The 26,007-nt window shown below is 53.8% G+C and carries 24 protein-coding genes; 11 read left to right on the forward strand and 13 right to left on the reverse strand.

The features are described 5' to 3' along the window. Positions 1–3: 3 nt before the first annotated feature. Both gltA and EKD02_RS03225 read right to left on the reverse strand, forming a co-directional pair. On the reverse strand, positions 4–1,455 hold the full coding sequence (gene gltA, locus EKD02_RS03220; RefSeq protein ID WP_011890712.1) for an NADPH-dependent glutamate synthase: 1,452 nt from the start codon (positions 1,453–1,455) through the stop codon (positions 4–6). A gap of 109 nt (positions 1,456–1,564) precedes the next feature. After that, the gene (locus EKD02_RS03225; RefSeq protein ID WP_126341976.1) at positions 1,565–2,410 is read right to left on the reverse strand and encodes a sulfide/dihydroorotate dehydrogenase-like FAD/NAD-binding protein; all 846 of its coding nucleotides are present in this window, start codon (positions 2,408–2,410) and stop codon (positions 1,565–1,567) included. A gap of 170 nt (positions 2,411–2,580) precedes the next feature. On the opposite strand from EKD02_RS03225, the gene hisH reads away from it, so the two are divergent. The 5 genes from hisH to EKD02_RS03250 all read left to right on the forward strand — a co-directional run bounded on the left by hisH (position 2,581) and on the right by EKD02_RS03250 (position 7,499). Then, positions 2,581–3,186 (forward strand): imidazole glycerol phosphate synthase subunit HisH, encoded by a 606-nt coding sequence (hisH, locus tag EKD02_RS03230; protein ID WP_126341978.1) that lies wholly within the window; start codon positions 2,581–2,583, stop codon positions 3,184–3,186. A gap of 44 nt (positions 3,187–3,230) precedes the next feature. Further along, on the forward strand, positions 3,231–4,001 hold the full coding sequence (hisA, locus tag EKD02_RS03235) for a 1-(5-phosphoribosyl)-5-[(5-phosphoribosylamino)methylideneamino]imidazole-4-carboxamide isomerase (protein ID WP_011890709.1): 771 nt from the start codon (positions 3,231–3,233) through the stop codon (positions 3,999–4,001). 65 nt (positions 4,002–4,066) lie between these two features. Next, positions 4,067–4,693, forward strand: a complete 627-nt coding sequence (gene scpB, locus EKD02_RS03240; RefSeq protein ID WP_126342088.1) for an SMC-Scp complex subunit ScpB — start codon at positions 4,067–4,069, stop codon at positions 4,691–4,693. Continuing rightward, complete coding sequence (locus EKD02_RS03245; protein ID WP_126341980.1) at positions 4,671–5,414, forward strand: pseudouridine synthase; 744 nt, start codon at positions 4,671–4,673, stop codon at positions 5,412–5,414. The genes scpB and EKD02_RS03245 overlap by 23 nt, the downstream gene beginning before the upstream one ends. 36 nt (positions 5,415–5,450) lie before the next feature. After that, on the forward strand, positions 5,451–7,499 hold the full coding sequence (locus EKD02_RS03250; protein ID WP_126383775.1) for a helix-hairpin-helix domain-containing protein: 2,049 nt from the start codon (positions 5,451–5,453) through the stop codon (positions 7,497–7,499). 33 nt (positions 7,500–7,532) lie between these two features. Here the strand turns inward: EKD02_RS03250 and EKD02_RS03255 are convergent, their stop codons facing one another. Beyond that, entirely contained in the window at positions 7,533–8,483 is a 951-nt protein-coding gene (locus EKD02_RS03255; protein ID WP_126383777.1) for an L-threonylcarbamoyladenylate synthase, read from the reverse strand. Positions 8,484–8,497: 14 nt separating this feature from the next. Then, a complete protein-coding gene (locus EKD02_RS03260) occupies positions 8,498–9,160 on the reverse strand; it encodes a diacylglycerol/polyprenol kinase family protein (protein WP_337189547.1) in 663 nt (220 codons plus the stop codon). 163 nt (positions 9,161–9,323) lie between these two features. On the opposite strand from EKD02_RS03260, the gene EKD02_RS03265 reads away from it, so the two are divergent. The 3 genes from EKD02_RS03265 (at position 9,324) to EKD02_RS03275 (ending at position 13,283) form a co-directional block, all read left to right on the forward strand. Next, complete coding sequence (locus tag EKD02_RS03265) at positions 9,324–10,877, forward strand: Ppx/GppA phosphatase family protein (protein ID WP_126341989.1); 1,554 nt, start codon at positions 9,324–9,326, stop codon at positions 10,875–10,877. Continuing rightward, positions 10,840–12,729: an aminodeoxychorismate synthase component I gene (gene pabB / locus EKD02_RS03270; protein ID WP_126383781.1), complete on the forward strand. Its 1,890-nt coding sequence runs from the start codon at positions 10,840–10,842 to the stop codon at positions 12,727–12,729. Before EKD02_RS03265 ends, pabB begins: the two co-directional genes overlap by 38 nt. A 95-nt stretch (positions 12,730–12,824) precedes the next feature. Next, positions 12,825–13,283, forward strand: coding sequence for a hypothetical protein (locus EKD02_RS03275; protein WP_126383783.1), 459 nt, complete (start codon positions 12,825–12,827; stop codon positions 13,281–13,283). 97 nt (positions 13,284–13,380) lie between these two features. On the opposite strand, the gene nth is transcribed toward EKD02_RS03275, so the two are convergent. From nth to EKD02_RS03320, 9 genes are all read right to left on the reverse strand, one after another. Continuing rightward, positions 13,381–14,025 carry an endonuclease III gene (gene nth, locus EKD02_RS03280; RefSeq protein ID WP_126383785.1) on the reverse strand — a complete coding sequence of 215 codons (645 nt, stop codon included), beginning with the start codon at positions 14,023–14,025 and terminating at the stop codon, positions 13,381–13,383. After that, entirely contained in the window at positions 14,022–14,723 is a 702-nt protein-coding gene (locus tag EKD02_RS03285; RefSeq protein ID WP_126383787.1) for a metallophosphoesterase family protein, read from the reverse strand. Before EKD02_RS03285 ends, nth begins: the two co-directional genes overlap by 4 nt. Positions 14,724–14,750: 27 nt before the next feature. Continuing rightward, entirely contained in the window at positions 14,751–15,245 is a 495-nt protein-coding gene (gene nusB / locus EKD02_RS03290; protein ID WP_011890698.1) for a transcription antitermination factor NusB, read from the reverse strand. Positions 15,246–15,256: 11 nt separating this feature from the next. Continuing rightward, positions 15,257–15,958 (reverse strand): HAD family hydrolase, encoded by a 702-nt coding sequence (locus tag EKD02_RS03295; RefSeq protein WP_011890697.1) that lies wholly within the window; start codon positions 15,956–15,958, stop codon positions 15,257–15,259. A 20-nt stretch (positions 15,959–15,978) separates the two neighbouring features. Further along, positions 15,979–19,515 (reverse strand): chromosome segregation protein SMC, encoded by a 3,537-nt coding sequence (smc, locus tag EKD02_RS03300; protein WP_126383789.1) that lies wholly within the window; start codon positions 19,513–19,515, stop codon positions 15,979–15,981. Between the two features lie 80 nt (positions 19,516–19,595). Further along, positions 19,596–20,546, reverse strand: a complete 951-nt coding sequence (gene folP / locus EKD02_RS03305) for a dihydropteroate synthase (RefSeq protein ID WP_011890695.1) — start codon at positions 20,544–20,546, stop codon at positions 19,596–19,598. 16 nt (positions 20,547–20,562) lie between these two features. Further along, a complete protein-coding gene (locus tag EKD02_RS03310; RefSeq protein WP_011890694.1) occupies positions 20,563–21,591 on the reverse strand; it encodes a site-2 protease family protein in 1,029 nt (342 codons plus the stop codon). Between the two features lie 17 nt (positions 21,592–21,608). Further along, a complete protein-coding gene (locus EKD02_RS03315) occupies positions 21,609–22,049 on the reverse strand; it encodes a heme-binding domain-containing protein (protein ID WP_126383791.1) in 441 nt (146 codons plus the stop codon). A 49-nt stretch (positions 22,050–22,098) separates the two neighbouring features. Then, positions 22,099–23,025, reverse strand: a complete 927-nt coding sequence (locus EKD02_RS03320) for a class I SAM-dependent methyltransferase (protein ID WP_011890692.1) — start codon at positions 23,023–23,025, stop codon at positions 22,099–22,101. A 213-nt stretch (positions 23,026–23,238) separates the two neighbouring features. Between EKD02_RS03320 and EKD02_RS03325 the strand changes: the two genes are divergently transcribed. From EKD02_RS03325 to hcp, 3 genes are read left to right on the forward strand one after another with little or no spacing between them, the layout of a single operon-like run. Further along, positions 23,239–23,685 carry an RrF2 family transcriptional regulator gene (locus EKD02_RS03325; RefSeq protein ID WP_011890691.1) on the forward strand — a complete coding sequence of 149 codons (447 nt, stop codon included), beginning with the start codon at positions 23,239–23,241 and terminating at the stop codon, positions 23,683–23,685. Between the two features lie 56 nt (positions 23,686–23,741). Continuing rightward, positions 23,742–24,161 (forward strand): tetratricopeptide repeat protein, encoded by a 420-nt coding sequence (locus EKD02_RS03330; protein ID WP_244924389.1) that lies wholly within the window; start codon positions 23,742–23,744, stop codon positions 24,159–24,161. A gap of 13 nt (positions 24,162–24,174) precedes the next feature. Further along, positions 24,175–25,803: a hydroxylamine reductase gene (gene hcp / locus EKD02_RS03335; protein ID WP_185805689.1), complete on the forward strand. Its 1,629-nt coding sequence runs from the start codon at positions 24,175–24,177 to the stop codon at positions 25,801–25,803. The last annotated feature ends 204 nt before the right edge of the window (positions 25,804–26,007 follow it).

Consider the following 26,007-nt stretch of genomic DNA (forward strand, 5'->3'; position numbering starts at 1 on the left):
ACCTTACCATTCGTCGTATCCTGCCGTGGTTCCCATCAGTTTTTCATGAATGGCTTTTGCTGCCGTGCGCCCTGCGCCCATGGCGAGGATGACGGTTGCCCCTCCTGTCACAATATCGCCGCCGGCATAGACGCCATCTTTTGATGTTGCCATGGTGTTGATGTCTACAATGATGGTGTCGCGTTTGCTGGTTTCAATCTCCGGAGTGGTCTGCTTGATAAGAGGATTGGAGCCGTTGCCGATGGATATGATGGCCATATCAATGGGAAGAACGAATTCGGAACCTTCAATGGGAACAGGGCGGCGGCGTCCTGAATCGTCGGGTTCGCCAAGCTCCATTTTGATGCATTTGACGCCGGTAAGCCAATGGCGGTCGTTGCCAAGGAATTCAAGCGGGTTCATGAGCAGGAGAAATTCAATTCCCTCCTCTTTGGCGTGGTGGATCTCTTCAACGCGGGCTGGCATTTCGGCTTCCGAGCGGCGGTAGACGATGTATGCGTGATCGGCACCGAGCCGTTTTGCTGTACGGACGGCATCCATGGCTGTGTTGCCTCCGCCGAAGACGGCGACATTTTTCCCTTTGCAGTCGAAGACGGGGGTGTCGCTTTTTGCGGGGAAGTCGTAGGCCTTCATGAGGTTGACGCGGGTGAGGAATTCGTTTGCTGCAAGCACGCCGACAAGGCTTTCGCCCGGAATACCCATGAACCAGGGGAGTCCTGCGCCGACACCGATGAAGACGGCGTCGAAGCCCTCTTCCTGCATCAGTTCGTCAATGGTGACGGAGCGGCCGACAACGACATCGGTTCTGAATTCAACCCCCATGTTTTTCATCCCCTCTATTTCCTTGCTGACAATATCCTTTGGAAGGCGGAATTCGGGTACACCGTACATGAGTACGCCGCCAAGTTCGTGAAGGGCTTCGAAGACGACTACCTCGTGGCCATGGCGGACAAGGTCGTTGGCGCAGCTGAGGCCGGCGGGACCGCTGCCGATGACTGCTGCTTTTTTGCCTGTTGCTGCTTTGATCGGGGGGAGCTCCATGGTGCCGTGCTCCCGTTCCCAGTCGGCAACAAAGCGTTCAAGGTTGCCGATTGCAACAGGCTCGTGTTTCCGTCCGATGATGCACTCTTTCTCGCACTGGTCTTCCTGAGGGCAGACACGGCCGCAGACGGCGGGCAATACATTGTCTTCTTTTATCTTTTTTGCGGCACCGAGGAAATCACCTTCAGCCACTTTCAAAATGAACTGGTCAATTTTGATGTTGACCGGGCAGCCTTTGATACAGACAGGATCTTTGCACTGGATGCAGCGGAGTGCTTCCTTCATTGCAAGTTCAGGCGTGTAGCCGAGGTTGACCTCCTGAAAATTTCTGCTGCGTTCTGTCGGGTCCTGTGCAGGCATGGGCTGGCGCGGAATGGCCATTCGTTCTTTGTTGGTGATGTTCTTTGCGTCCATGATAAATCCTTCTGTTAGGGAAATGGTTGAATTTCAGCTGAAGCCCTGCCCAAGACGACCTGTTTGATGAAGTTGCCAACGGGATGGGAATGAACTATGAGATGTCAGCTCAATGGCTTCCATGCAGGCGGCACTGGTGGTCACCCGCTTCTGAAGATGTTTTCTCTTCGCTCTGGTAGATTCTGTTCCGGTCGGCAAGGTTGCTGAAGTCCACCTGATGGGCATCGAATTCGGGACCGTCAACGCAGGCGAATTTTGTTTCGTTGTTGACGGTCACTCTGCAGCCGCCGCACATGCCTGTGCCGTCAACCATGATGGGATTCAGGCTGACAACGGTATGAATGCCATAGGGCCGGGTGACTTCGGCAATTGCCTTCATCATGGGGATGGGGCCGATGGCCAGGACGAAGTCAATTTTCTTTCCTGAGTCAATCAGCTCCTGGAGCTTCTGGGTGACGAAGCCATGGTAGCCGTAGGAGCCGTCATCGGTGGTGATGTATGCTTCGTCGGATACCGATTTCATCTCTTTTTCAAGGATGACCAGTTCTTTTGTGCGCGCACCGTTGATGGTGATGACATGGTTGCCGGCCTTTTTGAGGGCGACGGCGGTGGGGTAGGCGATTGCCGTGCCGACGCCACCGCCTATGCTGACGGCCGTTCCGAAGTTTTCAATGTGCGACGGGGTGCCGAGCGGGCCGACAATGTCGGGGATGGAGCTGCCCTCGGCAAGACTGTTCAGCTCTTTTGTTGATTTGCCCATGCCTTGAACAATCAGGCTGATAGTGCCTGCTTCAGCATCTGAACCGGCAATGGTGAGCGGGATGCGCTCGCCGGTCGGGTTGACCCGCAGCATGACGAACTGTCCGGCTTGTTGTTTCTTTGCTATCCTCGGGGCCTCGATTTCAATTTTTTTAATATTTTCTGCTAACGGCTTTGATGAAACAATTCTATACATTGGTTCGTCGGTTTCGTGTGTTGGTGGAGATCTGTCTGATGACTTCGGCTTGAGGGCAAAGCTCACATAATACGGAAATTAAATGCAATTTAAAAATCGGATTCGCCGGGGGCTCCCCCGTTCAAAGCACTGCAGCGCTTGCGATTTCGTGGTTCAGAGGTGTAGTGCACATGGTATTTATAGCTGATTATGGCGCCGGAAATCTCCGTTCCGTAAAAAAGGCGTTCGACTATCTCGGCATCAAGGCTTCAGTCAGCAGCAATCCGGCGGATATGGCAGGGTGCCAGAAAGTTGTGCTTCCTGGGGTGGGTGCTTTCGGTCAGGCAATCGATTCGCTTGATGCTTCGGGTTTCAGTGATGCAATCCGCGAGCATGTTGACCGGGGGGGGCACCTGCTTGGCATCTGCCTTGGTATGCAGCTGATGCTCACCAGCAGTGAAGAGATGGGCAGCCATCGGGGAATGGATCTTGTGCCGGGTAAAGTGCTCCGGTTCAGGAGCGAGACTGACAAAATCCCCCAGATCGGCTGGAATTCCATTACCATGAAGAAGGACAGCGTGTTGTTCCGCTCACTTCCCGACAACTCCTTTTTCTATTTCGTACACTCCTATTACTGTGAGCCCGAGAGCACCGGGGATGTAGCGGCCGAAACCTGGTTTGCGGGTAAAAACTTCTGTTCAGCCATTGAAAAAAATGGTATTTTTGCCGTTCAGTTTCATCCCGAAAAGAGTTCTGACGCCGGTTTGCAGGTGCTCAGGAATTTTGCCGCCTGTTAGTGACTGCTACCCCATTATTTAACCTTGTCTGTTGATTATTTCCTATGCTCATTATTCCTGCAATTGATATAAAAGACGGTAAGTGCGTTCGCCTGACCCGTGGTGACTTCAGCCAACAGAAAATCTATCTTGATAATCCGCTTGACATGGCCATCATCTGGCGCAAGCAGAATGCCAAGATGCTGCATATTGTTGATCTTGATGCTGCCCTGACGGGAGAGATGGTCAATTTCGATATTATCGCCAACATTGTTGCCGAGCTTGACATTCCTGTCCAGATCGGCGGTGGCATCCGCTCGATTGATGCGGTGAAGCGCTATCTTGACATGGGCGTTGGAAGAGTGGTCATAGGTTCTGCCGCCGTGACCGATCCGGAACTTGTGGGGGAGCTCATGAAGCATTGGCCGGCTTCTAAAATTGTTGTCGGCATTGATGCCGAGAACGGTGTTCCGAAAATCAAGGGCTGGACGGAAAGCAGTGGCATGCAGGATTATGAACTGGCTCTCAGGATGAAGGACATGGGGGTTGAGAGAATTGTCTATACCGATATTTCCCGTGACGGGATGATGCAGGGGTTTGGCTATGAGAGCACCAAACGGTTTGCCCAGAAGGCGGGACTTAAGGTGACCGCTTCGGGTGGCGTGACCAATTCGGAGGATCTTCAGCGCCTTGCCACTCTTCGCCCTTATGGTGTGGATTCTGTGATTATTGGCAAGGCTTTTTATGAATGCAATTTTCCCTGCCAGGAGCTCTGGTATAATTTTGAGAAGGGGATTTGTCTAGATCAGAACTTTTCGACAGCCCGCCGTAAATAGAGTGCTTTCAGCCGCTTTCGGGCGGTTTCTTCCAACAAGCTGAATTGCCAGTGCAGCAGAGAGAGATGCAGCAGCAGATAGAGTCGGTGATTTTTGCTTCCGAAGAGGCGATCACCCTTCAGGTGATCCGTCAGGTTACGGGTGTGGAGATGGACTCGGCAGCCCTGCAGGAGGTTGTTGAAGCTATCAACAGGGAGTACCTTGAGAGTGGCCGTCCTTTTTCCATTCACAGGATTGCCGGTGGGTACCGTATGCTCAGCAGGGAGGAATTTGCCCCCCTGCTACGGAAACTTCAGGCGCCTAAAATCCGCAGGCGGCTTTCACGCTCCATTCTTGAAGTGCTTTCTGTTGTTGCCTACCATCAGCCGGTGACACGGGGGGAGATTCAGCAGATTCGTGGTGTCAGCCCTGATTATGCAATCGACCGGCTTATGGAGCGTGGGTTCATTGAGGTTCAAGGTCGCGCTGATACTCCGGGAAGGCCGCTTCAGTACGGAACAACAAAGGAGTTTCTGGACCTTTTTCATCTCTCTTCATTGAAAGATCTTCCCAAGCTTCGTGAAATCAAGGAGATTCTTCGCGAGCATGAGGAGCAGGAGTATTTATCACAATCAGGCGGAGAGAAGCTATCTCCGGCCGCAACAGGACAGGAGTCCGGAGCAGGGGATTATGACAGAGAAGAGAAGGGGTGAAGAGGTCCGTATCAATCGGTATCTGGCGATGTGCGGCATTGCGTCGCGCCGGGCGGCCGACCAGATGGTGATTGAGGGGCGGGTGATGGTCAACGGTCAGGTTGTGATTGAGCCGGGGCTTCAGATAAAGATGGGTAAAGATGAGGTGATTGTGGACGGGCAGAAGTATGCTCTTCCTGAAGAGCGTAAGGTCTACATTCTTTTCAATAAGCCGCGCAATGTCATTACCACCAGCAGCGATGAACGCGATCGTGAGATGGTTCTGGACTACATCAAAGTAAAAGAACGGGTTTTTCCTGTTGGCCGGCTTGACAGGAAAACGACGGGGGTGCTGCTCTTTACCAATGATGGCATTCTTGCAAACAAACTCATGCACCCTTCATCAAATGTGAAAAAAGAGTACCTTGCAGTGCTGGATACTGCTTTTCCACAGAGTTCCCTCCCGCTTCTTACGGGGGGAATGCGGTTAAAGGATACCGGAGAGAAGGTACGCCCCTGCCAGGCGAAAATTCTTGATGGAGGCATGCAGGTTTGGATGAGCCTTCATGAAGGGAAAAACCATCAGGTGCGCAGGATGTTCTGGACCCTCGGTTTTGAAGTTACACGGCTTGAACGGGTTACCTATGCCGGCCTTAAAACCGGTGACCTCAGGCGCGGCGAGTGGCGTTATCTGAACAGAGAGGAGGTGCGGCAGCTTCAGGAGCTTGCCGGAAGCTCGTAGGCCGGTTTTGTTCATGCAGGACCAACCCCCATTCCCATGAACCAGTCACTGCTTTTTCGGCTTCGACATGCCATGCCTCTCGTGGCGTCGTTTTTTTTTCTTATCTGTCTCGCCCGTCCGCCTGAGGTCGGACACTGTGCAACGGATGGAGTAGAGTCCGTTTTCAGTACCTTTGAACCTGAAGGTAATATTGACGCTTTGCTTGATGATCTTGCGGATTTGAAAAAGCAGAAGCTCTACCTGAATGAATCCTCCTCCGAAGACCTGCTGCAGCTCCCCTGGCTGACTTTTTCCGATGTCAGCACCATCATTTCCACACGAACAGATACCGGTCCGATTGCCAACCAAGCTGCCCTTGCCGAGATTATAGGCGAGGAAAAAGCTGCGTGGACTCTGCCCTACATTTATTTCAGCCGTGATCTGCAGCTGCGCCGCAAAGCGCTTCGAGATCAGATTGAGGGTTCTCTCTACACCCGCTACTTTACGGAAATGCCCGAGCGGGCAGGCATTGCCACAGGGGCTTACGCCGGCGAGAACTACAAACTCTACAACCGGCTGCAGCTTACCATTCCGCACCTGAAGGCGAGTGTTGTTCAGGAAAAGGATGTAGTCGAGCCGGATCTTGATGACTTTACCTCCTTCAGTCTGAATGCCTATGACTTCGGTGTGCTGAAAAGCGCCGTAATCGGCAACTATACCCTCAATTTCGGTGAGGGGCTCCTGATGGGCCAGAACCGCTATTTTTCAAAGGGTTCCGATCCTGCAGGGAGTGTGCGGTTGAAATCCCGACGGCTGAAGCCCTATTCCTCAAGCGGGGAGTACGGATTTCTGCAGGGGGCCGCCTTTTCCCTTCGGCCCGGGCCGTTTGAAGTGACGGTGTTCACCTCGTCCAATCGGGTGGACGGGAGGGTGGACGGTGACGGGCTCATCACCAGTTTTGACGAGAGTGGTTATCACCGGACGGAGACTGAACTGGAACGGAGAGACGGGGTGACTGAAACAGTTGAGGGTGCGAATATTCTCTGGAATTTCGGCGCTTCAGGTGTGAGGGGACGGGTTGGCGGCAGCATGATCCATTACGGTTACTCGGCGCCGCTGGAAACACTTGTGGAGTCGGGGATTGAGCGGGGAGACGCTTCCTCGGCTGATCTTGTGGGGCTGGAGGCTGTTGTTACCTCCGGGAATGCAGGAATTTTCGTTGAGACGGTGTTTTCACAAAAACCCGACGACTCCTCCTGGATTGCGGGGGCGTCGTATGAGCCGACCCGTGGAGTGAGTACTGTGGTCGCTGTTCGGCAGTATGGTGAACACTACTATTCTCCTTTTGCCGGTGCGTTTGCCGAGCGGGGAGATGGGGCATCGAATGAAGAGGGGTATTATGCGGGCATTGACGCCAGGCTCAGCCGGAAGGTGAGGGTTGGGGCTTATTACGATTGGTTCCGCTTTCCGCTGCTCAGCCCTTCGTCTTATCCCTATCCGTCCGAAGGTCACGACATGCGGCTTTTTGCTTCGTGGAAGGCCTCGTCCTCAATTGCCTGGAGCCTGCAGCTGCAGCATAAGAAAAAAGAGGAGGCTTCATCGGCAGAGGGGGCTCTGGGAGGAGCGGGGACCGTGAACGGTTATGCGCCGTTACCTTCTCTTACAGACAGGGTCAGGCTTGATTCTGACATCAAGCTTTCCAGGGTACTGAGCATACGCACACGGGGAGAAGTCAAGCGTGTGACTCAGAAGTTTTTTTCGGGTGATGTGTCCTATAACGGGTGGCTGGTGTATGAACAACTGAACTATAAGAGCGGGCGGTTGAGTCTGAAGTGGCGCGGTACTGTGTTCAATACCGATGATTATGATTCACAGCTGTATGCATATGAAGATGGTCTGCCGATGCAGTTTGACCTTGGAACTTACAATGGCCGTGGAAAGTCGATGTTTTTCCTTGCTTCATGGAAGGCGGCGGAGAACTTGAAGATTGCCGCCCGGTATGAAGTTACATACTACACTGATCGTGAGGTATACAGCAGCGGGTCTGACTTGCGCCTGACCGATTCACCTGCTTCGTTCCATGTGGGCTGCCTGTGGTCGTTTTGAAGCTTGCGCACCTTTCGGGGCCTTGGTGTGTGGTCAGTGATTTCCGGCGGCACGGTTCAGGCGGTCGCGGATAGCCCAGCCGAGGCCTTTTTCGGGAGGCAGTTCGCAGTAGATGGTTTGGATGGCTTCCCGGTCGCAGTGGCGGAAGAAGCTGAAGAGTTCCCGTGCGTATTCCTCATGCGTGGTGCAGAGCTTGGCAAGAGCAATGCCGACGGGCGGTGTTCCGAGCCCTATCCATGCCGAGGCGGAGGGAATTGCTGCAGGTGATTCCCCTCTTTCATGGGTGACGACCCGGGCTCTGGGGGCGTAGTGGGGATATTTGAGGCCGGGGCTTTTCGGGGCCTCATTTTTTTGTGTTTCTCCGGCTGGAGTGATTGAGGGGATGATTGCCTGCAGCTCTTCCAGAGTGACGGCTCCGGCGCGAAGCATGAGAGGGCGGGGGCCGGTGCAGTCAACAATGGTCGATTCCAGCCCTATCCGGCTTGTGTTTCCCCTAAGGATTGCGGCGATTTTTCCATCAAGGTCATTGTGGACAGCTTCCCAGCTTGTGGCGCTTGGGCGGCCTGAGCGGTTGGCCGATGGGGCCGCAACCGGGCTATGGCAGCATTTGAGGAACTCGTGGGCCGCAGGATGGGCGGGGCAGCGGACACCGACGGTATCAAGCCCTGCCGTTACGGCGTAGGGGACCTCGCTGCTTTTGGGCAGCACCAGCGTCAGAGGGCCGGGAAAAAACCGGGTGACAAGCAGCCCGGCTTCGGGGCTGAGTTTGGATGCAACGCGGGGAAGCTCTTCGGGAGTGCCGATGTGGACAATCAGCGGGTTGTCTCCGGGCCTGCCCTTTGCCCTGAAAACCTCGGCGAGGGCTTCGGGGGAGTCAATGGCGGCCCCGAGTCCGTAGACGGTTTCAGTGGGAAATGCTACTGTTTTGCCTTCATTGAGGATTGCTGCAGCCTCAAGTGGCGAGCTGGTGATGAGAGTCTCCATGGTGGGCTGTGCGGCTATCGGCAGAGTGAGAGCACTGCTATGGCATCGGGCATGAACAGCTGGTAGAAGAGCAGGCCTGCCGTTGCACTGACAATGGGGATGGTGAGGTTGTCGTCAATACGGAAGCCGCCAATTCTGATGATGAATGCTTCAACAATGGTCCCGACTGTTGCCATGATGAGTCCGGCTATTGGGTTGAGGTTGGGGACAATGGCAACGATAAGCAGAGCGGAGAGGAAAAAAGCGGCACTCCCTTCAAGGCTTTTGTCGGCGAATCGGTGCCTGCCGAATGTTTTTCCAACCAGTGCTGCCATGGTGTCGGAAACGGAAACCATTGAAAAGGCTGCGATGGCAATGATTTTTGGAAAAAAAAGTACCAGAAAAAGGGCGGAAAGGGTGATGCAGGTGGCTCCGTTGAGGTGCATTTTTTTGGGTTCAAGCTCATGATGGCGGAGCATGGAGTCAAAAGTGCGGTGATACCACCTGGAGATGGGCCCTTCAAAGTTTTTCAGCAGGTCAACCAGAAAAAAACCGGCAACGAGCGGGATGAGGATGATAAGGGCGAGCTCTCTCTGGATATGGCAGTAGATGACTGCAATTGCTAGAGATGAGAGATGGATGGCCTTTCTGGCTACTTCGTAGCGAAGTTCCAGCCGGTCTTTTGCTTCCATTGTCATACGGGCTCTGTTGGGGAGGTCACACATGATGTGTTATGGCCTGAATATACATTGAATTTTCCAACTCTCCCGCCCGTCTTTTTTGGTTACATTACATACCTTGAAACTGAAGCCGTTTTTCCCTCAAGAGGTAAAGCGCTATTGCAACTTCATTCCAGTCAGTATGCCGAATGACGCATTGAGGGTTGCTGCCATTGACCTTGGTACCAACTCGTTTCACATGGTTATTATTGAAGAGAGCCCGGAAAAGGGGATTGTTGAGATTGATCGTGTCAAGGATATGATCTGTATCGGGCGGGGGAGCATTTCAACGAAAATGCTTGATGAGGAATCAATGCAGTCGGGAGTTGCCGCCCTGAAAAACTTTCTTGTGCTCGCTTCCCAGCATGGCGTTACCCGTGATAACATTCTTGCTTTTGCCACCAGCGCCATCCGTGAGGCAAAAAATCAGCATGAATTTCTTCGCAGGGTTCGTGAGGAGACCGGGCTGAAAGTGAAGGTCATTTCTGGCATGGAGGAGGCGGAGTTCATCTATTACGGTGTGCGTAACGCGGTGAAACTGCGGGCGACGAATGATCTTCTTTTTGATATCGGTGGCGGTTCGGTGGAGTTTGTCATAGCCAATCAAGAGGGAGTGAAGCTGCTGGAGAGCCGTAAAATTGGCGTTGCCCGTATGCTTGAGAGGTTTGTGACCGTTGATCCGGTTTCGGAACGGGAGATAACTCTTCTGGAACAGTTCTTTTCTGCTGAAATGGTTTCTTCCGTCGAGGCGGCAAAGCGGCTGAAGGTAAAGCGCGCCATTGCTTCATCGGGGACGGCGGAAAATATCGCCCGCATGATCCATTCCATGCATGGCCGTGAAAGCGAAGGGTCGTTGAACAGCAGTTCGTTTACCCGCAGTGAGTTTGAGAGGCTGTATCGGACGATGATTCCTCTGAATTCGGCGGAGCGCCGGAAAATGAGCGGGCTTGATGAAAAACGGGTTGATTTGATTGTACCTGGACTGATTCTTGTCAACATACTCTTTCGCATGTTCGGCTTTGAGGAGGTTGTGGTTTCAGACTCCTCTCTTCGCGAGGGAATGGTGCTGCACTATCTTCAGCATCATTCGTCCTCACGCCCTTCTTCGGAAGAGGAGATCGACATCCGCCGCGAAAGCGTTTATGAGCTCGGGTTCCGCTGCAACTGGAACCAGCGCCATTCAATGCAGGTTGCCCGCATCAGCCTGCAGCTTTTTGATACTCTTGCGGCAGAGCACGGTGTTGATGAGCACTATCGTGAACTGCTGGAGTACGCTGCCCTTTTGCACAATATTGGCACCTTCATCTCCATCTCTTCCCATCACAAGCACAGTCAGTACATCATTCAGAATGGAGGCCTTCGCGGCTTTTCCCCTTCTGAAATAGAGATTATAGCCAATGTTGCCCGCTATCATCGAAAGTCGCCCCCTTCTGAAAAACATCCCGGTTATCTCGCGCTGAAGCCGAAGCACCGGCACGCTGTTGATGTACTGTCGGGAATTCTGCGGATTGCCAACGGGCTTGAGCGCGGCCACCGACGGAATGTGGAGAGGGTTGAGATGGTTGAAAAGAACGGTGTGTTGGTGTTGCGGTTAAGTACTCAGTTTGAGCCTGAGATTGAGATTTGGGCAGCAGATCAGCTGAAGTCTCTGCTGGAAAATGTTCTGGAGAAGCCGATTGCCTTCTGCCGGGCCTGAAGGCTGCAGCGCTTTTGGAGTTGGGGCATTCTCCTCCCTGCTTCAGCGACCGGGCTCCCTCTGGTTTGAGTCGGCTTTTGTTGAGAGCGGCGGTGCACTCTGTTTTTCAAACCCCGTGGCTACCGTTGAACTTTCTTCGCTTGACGCACTCCCTGAATTTTTTCTTGAGCTCGAGAGCCGTCTTGATCAGGGCTATTTTCTTGCCGGATGGCTTGGCTATGAAGCGGGAAAAGGTTTTGAGAGGGGCCTTTTTGGCGCTCCGTCCGCTTCCCGTCCGCCCGGTCTCTTTGGCTGGTTCGGGGTCTATCGCGAACCGCAACGGTTCTCTCGCGAGGAGGTTCGGGAGTTGTTCCTCCCGCTTTCGTCTCAGGCCGCTGCTTTCCCCTCAGTCCTGTCGTTCAGCTGCTCTGAAGAGGACTATGCTGGAAAAATAGCCGCTATCCGTCGCCAAATAGCAGCAGGCAATGTCTATCAGGTCAATTTTACCGGTCGGTACCGCTTTGGGGCTCCTGCAAACCCCGTTGCGTTGTTCGCCACTCTGCGCCAAAGACAGCCGGATTCCTGGACGGCAATGCTCAACACTCCCGACCGCCAGATTCTTACGCTCTCGCCCGAACTGTTTTTCCGGTGCCGCGGCCGCCATATCGAGACCATGCCGATGAAGGGTACCGCTCCACGGGGTGCCTCAGAGGCAGATGATCGCCATAGGCTTCAGGAGCTTCAGAAGTGCACGAAGAACCGTGCGGAAAACCTCATGATAGTGGATCTTCTGCGCAACGACCTCGGCCGTATCTGCCTGCCCGGCTCTGTGAGGGTTCCGGAACTGTTTGTGCCGAGAAGCTGGCCGACCCTCCATCAGATGGTTTCGCGCATCAAGGGAGAACTGCGCGGGGATGTTGACCTTTACGAGTTGTTTCGGGCACTCTTTCCCTGTGGTTCAGTGACGGGTGCTCCAAAAATCAGGGCGATGCAGCTTATTGCTGAGCTGGAGGATTCACCGAGGGGTGTGTATACGGGAACAGTTGGATATATGACGCCCGGCCGTGAGATGGTGTTCAATGTGGCAATCCGGACGCTGGAGGTGAGGGGAAACGAGGCTGTGTATGGTTCGGGGAGCGGGATCGTATGGGATTCCAATGCCAGGGAGGAGTTCCGGGAATGTGCACTGAAAGCCGATATTCTGCGCCCCTCTTCCTGCATGGGAGCTGTTGGTCTGTTTGAGAGTATGCTCTGGAACGGGGAGTACCTTTTTCTTCCGGCCCATCTTCAGCGCATGGAGAGCTCTGCTGTTGCTCTTGGCCTGCCCTTCAACCCTCATGAGGCACTGGAGCTTCTTTCGGTATTGGAGCGGGAAATGCTGCTTTCGGGAGCCCGCTTCAAGGTGCGTTTGACGCTTTCACCTGCCGGCGAACTTTCCGCCACCCATGAGTCCATTGTGAGTTCTTCAAAATCAGCCGCTCTTCGTATCTGCCTTGCAGCGGATCGGGTTGATTCCCGTAATCCCCTTCTCCAGCATAAAACCACGGCGAGGGAGCTCTATGACCGTTATTACCGTGAGGCGCTGCGTCAGGGGTATGACGAGGTGCTTTTTGCCAATGAACGGGGCGAAGTGGCCGAGGGAGCAATCAGTTCAGTGTTTGTAGAGAGGGGGCGGTTTCTTCTTACCCCGCCATCCGGCGCAGGGATTCTCAGGGGGGTGATGAGGGGCTACCTGCTCAAAACGCGCCCGGGAGCAATGGAGGCAATGCTTTTGCTGAAAGATCTCAATCCGGGCGAAAGGCTGTTCCTTGCAAATGCAGTTCGGGGCCTGCGCCCGGCAATTTTTACAGGAGAGACTGTTTCGGCGCAATGACTCTTCATCCCTCTGACAGGGGTGTTTGGGAGGAGCATGGAATTAGCTGTATATTTCTGTCTTACACTTCCTCTTAATACCATCCTGAACCTGCTATGCGAGACCATACGCCAAACTTCACCATGCATGAACTCAGTGCCGAGAACCGCGCCCTTATCAGCACCACTTTGCAGCAGCTGCTTGAAAAGCTGGCGGCAGACGGCAAACTGACTGCTGATTCACTGCTTGAGTTCTGGGTTGAAGTGCCCGGCGTAAAACGCACCCGCGGTACATTCCGTGGAGGGTTTCTCATGCCCGACAGCTTTGTTTACCTTTCCGATTATTTTCTGCCCGACACCACTACCCTCATCCCGACCGCTGCATACGGCGAATCCGATATGCCTCTTCAGCAGGCATGGGGCGACCTCCTCGATGAATTCTACTATCAGGTAGAGATTTTCACCTCCCCCGTCTCAGTTCCTAAAGGAGTCACCCTTGAGCTCTGGGCCGGTTCGCGCCACCGCCCTGAAGGTGAATGGATCTACGCCGTAGACCGCAAAATCGAACTCCGGTAACCCGCCAGAAACAGCTGCCAGAGTTGGGGACACTCATGACTGAGTGTACTTGTGAATAAGTACACTCAGTCATGAGTGTCCCCAACTCTTTCCAACTCTACGATGTTGTTTTGCCGGTGGATGGGCAGATTGTGGCGAGGGGGCAGGTGGGGCAGTCTGGTTTTTTTGCTTTGCAGGTGTAGCGGCCGTGGAGGAGGAGGTAGTGGTGAAAGTCGACGACCCAGGGTTCGGGAATAATTGCTATGAGGGCGGCTTCGGTTTCTTCAACTTTGGATGTATGGCAGAGGCCGAGGCGGTTGGAGACGCGGTGGACATGGGTGTCGACGGGCATGACGGGCTGGTGGAAGGCGGCGGCGAGGACGACATTGGCGGTTTTTCTGCCGACTCCGGGGAGCTTTTCGAGCTCTTCTCGTGTTTCGGGGACTTTCCCTGCGTATTGCCCGGTGAGGATGATGCTGACGCTGCGGATGTTCTTGGCTTTGTTGTTGCAGTAGTTGATGCTGCGGACAAGCTTGAGAATGCTTTCGGGCTCAAGGAGGCTGAGGCTTTTTGCGTCGGGGGCTGCACGGAAGAGTTCGCGGGTGATGATATTGACCTGACGGTCGGTTGCCTGTGCGGCGAGGATAGTTGCTATGAGCAGCTGGAAGGGGGATTCGAAGAGGAGTTCGCTTCGGGGTTCGGGGTAGCGGGTACCAAGCACTTCTTTGAGAAACTTGATTTTTTCTTTCGGGGTCTGTTTCATGCGGTTGTCTCGATATTCTTCTGCTGGATAATGGTGCGTTCGGGGAGGATGAGGGCGGTCAGTTTTCCAAGCAGGGGGTTTCGGGTGTAGACACAGCCGGTGTCTATGGCAATGAGCCGGTCGAGCATGATGGGTTCTGCGGTCGGGGTGTGTCCGCAGACGAGGGTCTTTTCCCAGGGGTAGCTGCCGGCACTGAGGTATGCTTCGCGCATGTGTTCGCGTTGCCAGCCGAGTTCTTCGGGGTCGTGAAAGGCAAGGTTTTCCTCTATTGAAAGTTCCGGGTCAAGCCCTCCGTGCGTGAAGAACCAGTTCCGGGTGGTGGTGTGGCTCATGCAGCCGGCAAAGAATTTCATGTGTTCGGGAGGGAGGTTGATTCCTCCCTGTTCTCCATAAGAGTCCATGGTTGCTCTTCCTCCGTTGAGTAACCATGGACCGGGTTCGCCGGTTTTAAGGTATTCAATCAGCATCAGTTCATGATTGCCCAGAATGAAATGGCAGAGGAACTGCTGGCTGAGCTCTATGAGGTAGTCGACCACCTCTTTTGAGTTTTCGCCACGATCAATGAAGTCGCCGAGGAACACAAATTGATCGTCGGGACGGGGGTTGATTTTTTCAATGAGAGCCCTGAGGGTGTTGATGCAGCCGTGTATGTCGCCGATGGCTATGATCCTATGCTCTTCACTGAGTGAAGTCTGCATGTGTCCCCTCCTTTCCTGTTGACGCAATCAGCTCTTGGCGTCGGTTTTTGCCGCGCGGGGAGGGGTGTGGTCAATGAGTCCCCGTCCGTTTTTGTTGATTTTTCCTTCCTCTTTGAGGGCATTGAAGATGGCGTCAAGGATACCGTTGACGAACTTGCTGCTTTTGTCGGTGCTGCTGAATTTTTTGGCGATTTCAATGGCCTCGTTGATGGAGACTTTGGGTGGAATGTCGTCGCAGTAAAGAAGCTCTGCCATTGCCATGCGCAGGATGTTCTTGTCTATGATGGCTATGCGGCTCATGTCCCAGTTGAAGGTGTGTGCGGCTATGTAGCGGTCGATTTCCTCCATGTGCTCTTTGATGTTGCCAAGCAGAAGGTTGAAGAACTTCATGGCTTTCGGGTCGGCCAGAATTTCGGGCGTGAGGAGCCACCCGGCGGCTGAGTCTATGTCGGTATCACGGAGTTCAAGGGTGTAGAGCGCCTGTAATATTTTTTCGCGGATCTGTCGTCTATAGGTTTTCATTCGAGGGACTGTTAGGTGGTAGAGGTCTTGAGTATCTCCCTGAGGACCGTTTCCGGCTGGCTGAGATCCTCCAGAAGGACATCCGGCTGGTGTTTCCGAAGCTCCCTCATGGAGTATGTGCCGGTAGCAACCGCTATGGATCGGGCATTGAGCACCCGGGCACAGGTAATGTCGTGTTCAGTGTCGCCTATAATGACTATGTTTTTTTCGGTAAATGTTTTTCCGGTAAGGCTGTATGCTTTTTCAACAGCGACGGGGGGTAGTTCGTTTCGATGGTAGCCGTCATCGGCAAATGCTCCAAACGGGAAGTAGTGGTTGAGTCCTGGAAGCGTGAGCTTGTGGCGACCGGATTCTTCGAAATTCCCTGTCAGGAGCCCGAGCAAAAGATCTGTGTGAAGGGAAAGCTGCTGGAGCAGTTCGTGCACTCCGGCCATGAGGGTGATGTCAGAGAGGCTTGCGTGCTGACGAAAGAGGTCGCAGTAGGTTTGCCTTGCCTGGTTGAATTTCCGGCCGATCTCTTCGTCGTCGAGACCTGCGGGGCGGAGTGCTTCATAGATGATTCCGCTGTCCATTTTGCCTGCGAAGTTGCAGGAGCAGGCGGTTCCTTCGGTTCCGTAGACCTCCCGAAGCGCGTCGCATAGAACACGGCGGTTGATGCTCCCTACTGAGAGGAGAGTTCCATCGATGTCAAACAGCACAAGTTTCTTGGTCATAGTAGGCAACGGGCATGTTTTCAATGCCTGATTTTTTCAAGACGGACAGGGATCAGTTTTGATACCCCTTCTTCTTCCATGGTGACTCCGTAAAGTGCCTGGCAGGAGGCCATGGTGTTCTTGTTGTGCGTAACAATAATGAATTGGGTGTTATTCTCAAATTTTTTCAAGAGTTTAATGAACCTGCCGACATTTCCGTCGTCGAGTGGGGCGTCAACTTCGTCAAGAATACAGAATGGGCTGGGTTTGACGAGATAGATGGAAAAGAGCAGGGAGAGGGCGGTGAGAGCTTTTTCTCCGCCGCTGAGCTGTTCGATTGAGAGGGGTTTTTTGCCTTTTGGTTTGGCGACTATTTCAATATGGGATTCGAGCGGGTCGTCGGCGGTGTGGATGAGAAGGTCGGCTTCGTCTTCGGGGTCGAAGAGTTCCTGAAAAATTGTGGTGAAGTTTTTCCGTACGGCGTGGAATGTTGCTTCGAATTTCTCCAGGGCGGTCCGGTTGATCTCTTCTATTGTTTCGCGAAGCTGCGTTTCAGCGGCGTAGAGGTCGTTTTTCTGTTCTGTGAGGAAGTCGAGCCGTTCTTTTTCGGCTTGATATTCATCGAGGGCAAGTTCGTTGACGGCTCCGAACTGGTCGCACTGAGCCTCAAGGGAGGCGAGTGTTTCGGTCGCTTCGTTGAAGTTGAATGGCTCTTCTTTTATAGGCCGCTCCATGGTGGCGAGTTCACAGTTGTATTTGAGTTTGATTGAGGTGAAGATTCGTTCAAGCTCCTGGTGCATTGTTGAGCGTTCAGTGGCTAATGCGGTTTGCAGCTGGCGTCCGACATCAAGCTTTCTGTTCATTTCGCGCACAGTGTTTCGGGCGTCCTGCTGTTGTGCCTGCTGCTGATGGTACCTTGATTCTTTTTCGTTGAGCTTTTTCTGGTGTTCTGCTGCCCGGATGCGTCTGGTTTCAAGCTCTTTTTTCAGTGTTGCGGCAGCTTCATTGCATAGCGTGAGGTTTTCGGCTGCCGATGCTGCTTCAGTATGGAGTGTTGTGATTTCTTCATGGAGGGCTGTGCGGGCTATGCGGCAGTTTTCAATTGCAATGCGCAGCTTGTCGAGTTCCTGAAGGGCGTCGCGGTAGCTGCTCTGGCGTTGCTGTACCTCTTTTCCGAGTTCGTGGTGCCGTGTTTCCAGCCCGCTGAGATTGGCCTGGAGTGTTGTGATTTCTTCCTGAAACCCTTCGTTGCCGCTGCTTTCTTCCGTGATGGCGCCCAGGAGCACGAGAAGCTTTTCGGTGCATTGGTCAGCGGCGTGCTTCAGTTCTACTGCTTCAGTTTCTCCGGAGAGGATCTGGGTATTGAGCCCCTGTTCTTCGGCTTCAAGAAGTGCGAGCTTTTTTTCGAGACCGATGATTGTTGTTTCTGTTTCACGGATGGCGGGTTGCAGGCTGCCTGTTTTGAGCTCGCGGAGCGTATGCTCAAGCTCTGCCGTCCGCATTTCTTCGCCTGAGATGGTGCTTTCCATTGCCTTAAGCTTTTTTTCCAGGCTGTCCAGTTCGGTTTTTTTACCGAGCCGGAGCCCTTCGCTGCTTTTCGGGCTGCCAGCAAGCAGAAGCCCTTTTGCTGTGAATTTTTCTCCTTCACGCGTAACCATTGAGAGGTCAGGGTGGTGGAATGCGAGCTCTTCGGCTGTTTCGGCTGTTGGAACGGTATAGCTGCCCCAAAGAAGCATTGCCAGTGCATCATGCAGCTCCGGTGGCGCGGAGAGAAGTTCTATGGTTTTTTGTGCTCCGGGGATGTCGGGGCCACTTTTGGGGGGTGGCGGGGGAACAAGGTCGAGCACAAGGAAGCTTACTTTGCCTTTTGCTGAGCTTCGAAGGGCGGCAATCCCTCTGTGCGCCTCTTCAAGGGTGCGGCAGACATAGTAGTTCATACTTTCGCCCAGTGCGGCATTGACGGCTTTTCGTGCTGAGTCGTCCAGAGAGAGGTGGTCGGAGAGGCACCCTATACCGGGCCGTCCATCTTTGTGTTTTTCAAGGAACCCGATCCCTTCGGGCATTCCTTCAAAGTTTTCGAGGATGGAGTTGGCAAACAGAATCTGGTTGTGCAGCTGATTGTGCGAGGAACGGAGGCTGAGGAGGCGCTCTTTGAGTTGTTCAAGTTCTGTTGCAAGCTTTTCTCGTTCTTTGTGCAGAAGGGTTTCCTTTTCTCTTTGATGGGTGAGCTGCTCCTGCTTCTGCCTCAGCTCCCGGGTGCTCTCTTCTTTCCATGAGGCGATTGTTTCGAGTCGGGCTTTGGCGGCTTGCCGCTTTGTTCTGATTTTTTCCTGTTCGTTTTCTCTGTGCTGCTGTTCGGCTTCAAGTGCCTGGCGTTCAATTGCAAGGCGGTTGACGGCCTGCTGGCGTTCAGCGCTTTTTGTGCGTTCAAGGGTGAGCCTGCTGCGTTGTTCGCCCAGTGTTGTGTTCAGCTGGTCATGTTCGGCTGCAAGTGTCTGGAATTCTTCCTGGCGCTTTGAAGAGAGGTTCTCTATTTCGGGCAGTTTCGTTTCCAGTTCTTTTTCAAGGGTCTCCTGATTGAGGATTTTATCCTGCTTTTCAGTGGCCAGCGTTTCTGTTCGTTCAATTCTGCCGGTAAGGTTTTTCTGCTGCTCTTCAAGCTGAAGAAGCTGCATTTCAAGAGCATGGATCTCTTCGTTGCCTCTGTTCACCTCTTTTTGAAGGTTGGCAAGCGCCTGATCCTCTTCAAGCTGCTGCCGTTCGGCTTCAAGAATGGCGCTGTCTTCGGTTGCGATTCGGGCAGCAAGTTCATGGTTCTGCAGTTCTTCCTGTTCAATGCTCCGGTTGAGTGGTTCGATTTTTTCCTGCAGCGATTCCATGGTGTGCCATGAGAGCTGAAGGTCGAGTTCGCGCCTGTGGGTTTTCAGCTCCCTGAGTTTTTCTGCTTTTCGGACCTGGAGTTTCAGGCTGCGGACTTTTTTTTCAACCTCGCTGAGAAGGTCGTCAACCCGCGCAAGGTCGCGCGAGGCGCTCTCAAGCTGACGGAAGGTCTGTTTACGCCGCTGTTTGTAACGGGTTATTCCTGCGGCTTCCTCAAACAGCTTCATCCTCTCTTCGCTTTTGTTGCTGATGATCTCCTCAATCATTTTCAACTCAATGACCGAGTAGGCGTCGCTGCCCATGCCGGTATCGGTGAAGAGGTCGAGAATGTCTTTCAGGCGGCAGGGGACCTGATTCAAGAGAAAGTCGCTTTCACCGTTGCGGTATATTCTGCGGGTGACGGTGACTTCGGTGTACTGGGTGGGGAGGATGTTGCGGGTGTTTTCAATAGTGAGTGAGACCTCGGTGAAGCTGAGAGGCTTGAGGTTCCGTGAGCCATTGAAAATGATGTTTTCCATTTTTGCCGACCGCAGAAGCGAGCTTTTCTGTTCACCCAGCACCCAGCGGATGGCGTCAACGACATTGGTTTTTCCGCACCCGTTGGGGCCGACAATGGCGGTAAGTCCTTTGTCGAAGGAAATTCTTACCCTGTTTGCAAAGCTTTTGAAGCCGAACAGCTCAATTTTGGACAGATACATTGCGACGGTTCGATGATACGCTTGGGGGAACTCTCTCTTGTGTCGTGTTCAGTAAAGTAAAGAAAAAAACCAGTATGTGCTTATTCGGCCTGATGCGGTTTTTCTGAGGGTTCAGTTTTCCGCATCGCCTGTATGACCCTGCAGCATTCGGCAGCGGCTTTGACTGCGTGTGTCCGGATGATATCTGCACCGTTCAGGATGGCTATGGTTTCAGCTGTTATTGTGGCATTCAGCCTGTCGGCAGTTGGCGGGGAGCTTTCCCCCTCACTTTTGATTGCATGAGCCAAAAAAGATTTTCTTGACACTCCGGCTAGGATTGGCCGCCCTGTCTGGCGAAACTCCTTGAGACGCCCCAGAAGCGTGAAGTTTTCTTGAACGCTTTTGCCGAATCCGAATCCGGGGTCGATGATGATGCCCCTTACTCCGGCTGCTTCGGCCCGTTTGATGGCTTGTTTCAGAAATGTGATGACGGTTTCGACAATATCACCATTCCCCTGCAGTGTGTCGGTGCTCCACTGCATGGCTTCAGGTTTTAATGGGGCGTGCATCAGGATTGCTGGCGCTTTGTGCCGGGCGCATATTCCTGCCATTTCGGAGTCGAAGGTAAAGCCGGAGATGTCATTGACAATGTCGGCTCCTGCGAGCAGTGCGGCTTCGGCAACTTCAGCCTTGCTTGTGTCTATGGAGATGAGTGCGTCTGTATGTCGGCGGAGCATGGCTATGAGCGGGGCGGTTCGCCGGGTTTCCTCTTCGGCGGTGACGGGCAATGCTCCGGGCCGTGTTGATTCTCCGCCGATGTCGATGATGTCGGCCCCTTCGCGGAGCATGGTGAGAGCCTTGTCCAGTGCGGCATTCAGGTTTATACTGCCGGGCGTCTGGTTGGGGTGGTCCGGGTGGGGTTCAAACGCCCCTCCGTCGTGGAATGAGTCGGGGGTGGTGTTCAGAATGCCCATGATTTTGGGGCCCTGCTGAAAATCAAGCAGACGGTTTCGGCAGGTAATGGTAAGGGTTTCGGGTCTGATTGGGGCCATTGGGGCTGAGTCAAGGTCAGGTTATGCTGAATGGTACGGGTGTGAAGGTCAGAAGGAACACCAGAATAGACATCCAGCCGATGATGGTGCGGCCGGTATTGATAGGATGGTCGTTCATTGTTGGGGGGTGGCTGGTGCCGATGAATTTCATCAGAATGAAGACCCAGAGAATCCATCCGGGCCATGAAAGCTTGAGAAATGTCGCGGGCAGTGCCCCTACGGGGACAAGCGTCGTGAGGGATGCGGCCAGTTCCAGAAGAGAGGGGAGGGCGAGCAGGGTGATGAGGGTGAGGGTGATGTGTCCGGCTCTTCGGTGCCCTTTTGTGCCGAACATGGCGTAGGTGATGTGGCCGCCGTCGAGCTGCCCGACGGGAAGCAGGTTGAGTGCGGTGACGAAGCAGCCAAGCCAGCCGGTAAAGAGAAGGGGGTAGTGGTACATTTCCGTCATCGGCGGCAGGTTCCTGGTAGGGAGCGTATTCTCAAGCAGAAGCCAGAGGAGGTTTTTGCCGAGCTGGAGCGTTCCTTCGGGCGGTGTGGCGGGCGGGCCTCCGGCTGCAATGTATTCGGGATGGATGGTGAAGATGAAATCGGCCGGGGGCAGGTTCAGAAATCCGTAGATGAGAAGGCCGAGACAGATTGCAAATCCGCTGAGCGGTCCGGCGGTGCCGATGTCGAAGAGGGCGTCGGTATCTTTGATCCGTTCCCGGATTCTGATGACGGCACCCATTGTGCCGATGCCCAGAAGCATCGGAAGCGGAGGAAGAGGGATGAAATAGGGGAGCGTGGTGCGGATACGGTGATGGAGTGCGGCAAAGAAATGACCGAATTCATGCACACTGAGGAAAAGGATGAGCGAGAGTGCATAGCTGATGCCGGATTGGAGCGAGTTGATGAGGGCAAGCGTGCCGTTGAAGGCAAGGGTGCCGCCTGCCCAGAAGACCCCTGCCGCAGTGGTTGTGAGAAGGGTTGCGGCAAAGAGCCCCAGATGGAGCGGAATGTTCTGCTCCCTGAGTATGGCGAGTCGGGAGTTTGGCGGAAAGTTCATACTGATTGTCGGGGGGATTATTCTTTATGCTTTTTTTCGCCGAATGTGGCTTCCAGGCCATCAGCAAGTGCTGAAGCGTCGGCATCGGTTAGTTTGGCTTCGGGATGAGCGGGCAGGTAGAACCATGGGGGCATTGTTCCTTCCCGCACCTCACCGGCGGCGTCTTCTCCCTCGTTTTTTCCCTCGCGGCCCCATTCTGATACATTGAATTTGGCCCGGCCAAGCGAGACATCAAGCTGGGTGAGCCAGGAGAGAGGGGCTATGTGGCTGTACCATGGCCAGAGGGTTTCATTGGAGTGGCAGTCTCTGCAGGTCTTGAAAAAAAACTCCCGTGTTTGCGGGGCGTCCCATGCCGGCTCTCCGGTGATGGGGGGGTTGGTGTGGTTTTTGCCGTAGGGAACGAGCTGGATAGCGGCAAGAAAGAGTGCGGCACTTCCGATGATTGTTGCTGGTTTCATTGTTCGCGAGCTCCTTGGAGTTTGGGATTGAAGTGATCAGCCTCTCAGGCTATAGTGCCGCCGGGGTGTGTGATCCATCAAAACTGATGGCTGTAATGGTCAGTGGCCAGCGGGAAAGGACGGAGTGGTCTCTTTTGCCTGTGGCTATTTCCGCCAGTGCGTCAAGTTCGGGTTCCGAGTAGAATTTTCTTGCCGAGGTGAATCCATCCAGAGTGAATTCCGGGATTCCCTGAAGGGATGCCATCAGCGGTACTCCTGCGGCCAGCATCAAGCTCCGGAATCCGTCAATGCCCACAAATGCCATTGCCCCGTTTTCTTTTGAGCGCGCAATCATCATGGCGAGCTGTCCACCGGTGAAATGGTGGAGGCTTTGAGCCATAATGACAAGGTCTATTGAGCCGGGCTCAATACCTTCAAAGCTGCAGGCGTCAAGTGTGCGGAAGGAGACAGGGAGTCTTTTTCTCCTGGCTGTCTCCTTCCCCTCTGCAACATAAGCGGGGACAATGTCGGAACTCGTTATCTCTGCGGGCAACCTGTTGTGCGAAACCTCTTCGGCAAGGGCTAAGGCAAGGCCTCCTGCTCCTCCGGCAAGTTCAAGAACCCGCGCATTGCGGCCGCTGCGTTCAGCAATATCTATGATGATGTTGCGTAGAAAGCTGACATACCGCCGGTTGAGTGCGAGCATGGCTGTCAGCCTTTCAAGTGCACGGACAAGCTGGAGTTTCCGGGTGGAGGAGAGTGCCGTCATATCCATATGTTCGGCTTTCGAGGTGCGAAGGGCACCGTCAATCAGTTCGGGGAGAAAAAAGCCTGGTCCGAACTGTCGTGAAACCTCATGCCGTTCCCTGTGAAAGGCTTCCAGAAAACTGTTGGCCTGCTTTTCAAGATCCGTCATACTGCTCCAGCCGGTCGGGAATTCCCTCTGCCGGCGGAGATTGTCTATTGCCCTGTACCCCGGGGTCCTGAGTTGCAGCATAATCCAGCTCCGCTTCTTTTCGGGTTGCCAGGGGCTCTCTTTTTTCAATATACACATGTAGCTCAATTTCACACAATGCGTGCTGTTATGGGGTTCAGGGTGGTGGGTGGAGAATTTTTTTTAAAAAAAACATCCGGAGGGAAATTATTTGTCGTCGATTCTCCTTATTCTCTTCTATAACTGATATGTAAAAGGTATCAATTAAGCGAACAGATGAAAGTACTGAACAAAAAAAGTGACTATGCGGTGCGGGCTTTGCTTGCTCTTGGAGCGGCGGGTGATGGGTTTCTCTCGGCCCGTGTGATTGCCGAAGGGCAGCAGATGCCCTATCAGTTTCTGCGCGGCCTGCTGCAGGATCTTATACGCCATGGTATGGTGGAGTCCCGCGAGGGTGCCAGAGGGGGGTTCCGGCTTGTGAAGGATGCTGATGAGATTGCCCTTCTCGACATCATAGAGATTTTTCAGGGGCCGGTGCAGGTGTCGGAGTGCATGTTCCGAAAGCAGATATGCGTGAACCGCTCCAACTGTGTGCTTCGTCATGAAATTCTCCGGATTGAGCATGTAGTGCAGCGGGAGTTCGCAGGCATTACGATAGGCAAGCTGATGCGGGACCTTGAGGAGGCTCATCGGCCGGTGCTCGACGGGGGCGATGAGGGTTGAGGTGAAGGGAGATAGTGTGTCGGATGAATGGGCGAAACTGTGAGGAGGCTAAGTCGATGATGAAAGATGCCATGGGCGGGTACCGAGGAACAGAGCTGGAGATCAGCCGGATGATTCTGGATCAGCCTGGAAACGCAGAGGGCTGGTTCAACCGCGGGAACGCGAGGAGTAGCTCCTGCAACTGGGCGGGTGCTGTTGCTGACTATACCATGGCGCTGAAGATGGGACTCAGGTTTCGTGAAATGATTGTGGCGTATGGAAACCGGGGATTGGTACGGGCGAAGATGGGGAACATGGTTGGGGCAATCGAGGATTTCAGCGCAATTATCAACCTCCGCCCGAACAATGCCCGTCTGTATAGGGCGGCGTTTCGAAGCAGGGCTGAAATGAAGGAGAAGAGAGGTGACGCGGCAGGTGCGGCCGAAGACAGACGGATGGCTGAACAGGTGGCGTCGGAAACAGCAGCACAACAATAAACGGAGAAAAAGAATGGGAATGTTTTGTGATCAGTGTCAGGAGAGCATCCATGGGACGGGATGCACAGCAAGGGGCGTCTGCGGGAAGGATGAAATGACGGCAAAACTGCAGGATACGCTGGTGTACGCCACTGTGGGCCTGGCCCTTGCGGCCGGACGGCAGGCGGGCGGGGTGTCGAGAGAAGCGGGTCGTAGAATAAGCGAGTCACTGTTCGTGACGGTTACCAACACTAATTTTGATGATGTTGCCATTGTTGAGGAAATCAAGAAAACCCTCGCTATGCGTGATCGATTGAATGCGCTTCTTCCTGCTGTTCCTGACCATGATGCAGCGCGTTGGGCCGGAAGCTCGCTTGATGAATTCCTTGCAAAAGCCGAGACGGTGGGAGTTCAGTCCTACAGTGCGAATGAGGATCTCCGCTCGCTGAAAAGCCTCATTCTTTATGGTCTGAAGGGGCTTGCTGCCTACACGGACCATGCTGCTGTGCTTGGCTATGATGATGACGAGGTGAATGCATTCTATGCAAAAGGTCTTGGGGCACTGGTTGAGGATCTTTCTCCTGATGAACTGACCGCCCTTGTTCTTGAGACAGGGGGTACTGCTGTCAAGGCAATGGCGCTGCTTGACAGGGCAAACACTTCCACCTATGGCAATCCGGAAATCACCAAGGTCAATATCGGCGTGGGTACAAAGCCGGGCATCCTGATTTCGGGCCATGACCTCCGTGATATGGAGGAGCTTCTGAAGCAGACCGAGGGTACAGGGGTGGATGTGTACACCCACTGCGAGATGCTTCCGGCACATTACTATCCGGCTTTCAGGAAGTATTCCCATTTTGTGGGTAACTATGGCGGTTCATGGTGGCAGCAGGATCGTGAGTTTGAGTCGTTCAATGGCCCGATTCTGATGACGACGAACTGCATTGTTCCTGTCCGTGAGTCTTACCGGAAGCGGATGTTCACTACAGGCATGGCCGGGTATCCGGGCCTTGTGCATATTCCGGCGAGGAAAGAGGGTGGAAACAAGGATTTTTCGGCTCTTGTGGAGCTGGCAAAAACCTGCCAGCCGCCGGTTGAAATTGAAACGGGCGAGATTGTTGGCGGATTTGCCCACAACCAGGTGCTTGCTCTTGCCGACAAGGTGGTTGAGGCCGTGAAGTCGGGAGCCATCAAGCGGTTTGTGGTGATGGCGGGATGTGATGGCCGCCATGCGTCAAGGAAGTATTATACCGGAGTTGCCGGCGCGCTGCCTGATGATACGGTGATTCTCACTGCAGGCTGTGCCAAGTATCGCTACAACAAGCTGCAGCTCGGTGATATCGGTGGTATTCCCAGAGTGCTCGACGCCGGTCAGTGCAATGATTCCTATTCGCTTGCTGTCATTGCCTTGAAACTGAAAGAGGTGTTCGGGCTCAATGACATCAACGATCTGCCGATCTCTTTCGACATTGCATGGTATGAGCAGAAGGCGGTCACCGTGCTCCTTGCTCTTCTTTACCTGGGCGTGAAAGGCATCCGTCTTGGACCGACAATTCCGGAGTTCCTGACTCCGAATGTTGCCGCCGTTCTGGTGGAGAAGTTCGGTATCAAGCCCATTGACAGCGTGGAGGGTGATGTGGAGGCGATGATGGCCGGAGCATAATCTGCCGGACTTTTCATCATGTTTACTTAGAGGTTGCCCGGGATTTATTTCCGGGTGGCCTTGTTTTTTTATCCCCCGCCATGTTTGCCTATATTCATTATACACACATCTCGAGCAGTCTGCCGTCCCGGGCAACCCCACCACAGTGCCAATAAAGGGCGGGCAAGTGAAGAGACAGTCTTTCTTGCTGGTTTTTTCGTACGC

The organism is Chlorobium phaeovibrioides, assembly GCF_003968655.1.
GTDB classification, from domain to species: domain Bacteria; phylum Bacteroidota; class Chlorobiia; order Chlorobiales; family Chlorobiaceae; genus Chlorobium; species Chlorobium phaeovibrioides.

Bases quoted from the DNA above. Each gene is read 5' to 3' on its own strand.
- gltA (WP_011890712.1), bottom strand. From the start codon at position 1,455: ATGGACGCAAAGAACATCACCAACAAAGAACGAATGGCCATTCCGCGC.
- EKD02_RS03225 (WP_126341976.1), bottom strand. From the start codon at position 2,410: ATGTATAGAATTGTTTCATCAAAGCCGTTAGCAGAAAATATTAAAAAA.
- hisH (WP_126341978.1), top strand. From the start codon at position 2,581: ATGGTATTTATAGCTGATTATGGCGCCGGAAATCTCCGTTCCGTAAAA.
- hisA (WP_011890709.1), top strand. From the start codon at position 3,231: ATGCTCATTATTCCTGCAATTGATATAAAAGACGGTAAGTGCGTTCGC.
- scpB (WP_126342088.1), top strand. From the start codon at position 4,067: ATGCAGCAGCAGATAGAGTCGGTGATTTTTGCTTCCGAAGAGGCGATC.
- EKD02_RS03245 (WP_126341980.1), top strand. From the start codon at position 4,671: ATGACAGAGAAGAGAAGGGGTGAAGAGGTCCGTATCAATCGGTATCTG.
- EKD02_RS03250 (WP_126383775.1), top strand. From the start codon at position 5,451: ATGAACCAGTCACTGCTTTTTCGGCTTCGACATGCCATGCCTCTCGTG.
- EKD02_RS03255 (WP_126383777.1), bottom strand. From the start codon at position 8,483: ATGGAGACTCTCATCACCAGCTCGCCACTTGAGGCTGCAGCAATCCTC.
- EKD02_RS03260 (WP_337189547.1), bottom strand. From the start codon at position 9,160: ATGACAATGGAAGCAAAAGACCGGCTGGAACTTCGCTACGAAGTAGCC.
- EKD02_RS03265 (WP_126341989.1), top strand. From the start codon at position 9,324: ATGCCGAATGACGCATTGAGGGTTGCTGCCATTGACCTTGGTACCAAC.
- pabB (WP_126383781.1), top strand. From the start codon at position 10,840: ATGTTCTGGAGAAGCCGATTGCCTTCTGCCGGGCCTGAAGGCTGCAGC.
- EKD02_RS03275 (WP_126383783.1), top strand. From the start codon at position 12,825: ATGCGAGACCATACGCCAAACTTCACCATGCATGAACTCAGTGCCGAG.
- nth (WP_126383785.1), bottom strand. From the start codon at position 14,025: ATGAAACAGACCCCGAAAGAAAAAATCAAGTTTCTCAAAGAAGTGCTT.
- EKD02_RS03285 (WP_126383787.1), bottom strand. From the start codon at position 14,723: ATGCAGACTTCACTCAGTGAAGAGCATAGGATCATAGCCATCGGCGAC.
- nusB (WP_011890698.1), bottom strand. From the start codon at position 15,245: ATGAAAACCTATAGACGACAGATCCGCGAAAAAATATTACAGGCGCTC.
- EKD02_RS03295 (WP_011890697.1), bottom strand. From the start codon at position 15,958: ATGACCAAGAAACTTGTGCTGTTTGACATCGATGGAACTCTCCTCTCA.
- smc (WP_126383789.1), bottom strand. From the start codon at position 19,515: ATGTATCTGTCCAAAATTGAGCTGTTCGGCTTCAAAAGCTTTGCAAAC.
- folP (WP_011890695.1), bottom strand. From the start codon at position 20,546: ATGGCCCCAATCAGACCCGAAACCCTTACCATTACCTGCCGAAACCGT.
- EKD02_RS03310 (WP_011890694.1), bottom strand. From the start codon at position 21,591: ATGAACTTTCCGCCAAACTCCCGACTCGCCATACTCAGGGAGCAGAAC.
- EKD02_RS03315 (WP_126383791.1), bottom strand. From the start codon at position 22,049: ATGAAACCAGCAACAATCATCGGAAGTGCCGCACTCTTTCTTGCCGCT.
- EKD02_RS03320 (WP_011890692.1), bottom strand. From the start codon at position 23,025: ATGCTGCAACTCAGGACCCCGGGGTACAGGGCAATAGACAATCTCCGC.
- EKD02_RS03325 (WP_011890691.1), top strand. From the start codon at position 23,239: ATGAAAGTACTGAACAAAAAAAGTGACTATGCGGTGCGGGCTTTGCTT.
- EKD02_RS03330 (WP_244924389.1), top strand. From the start codon at position 23,742: ATGATGAAAGATGCCATGGGCGGGTACCGAGGAACAGAGCTGGAGATC.
- hcp (WP_185805689.1), top strand. From the start codon at position 24,175: ATGGGAATGTTTTGTGATCAGTGTCAGGAGAGCATCCATGGGACGGGA.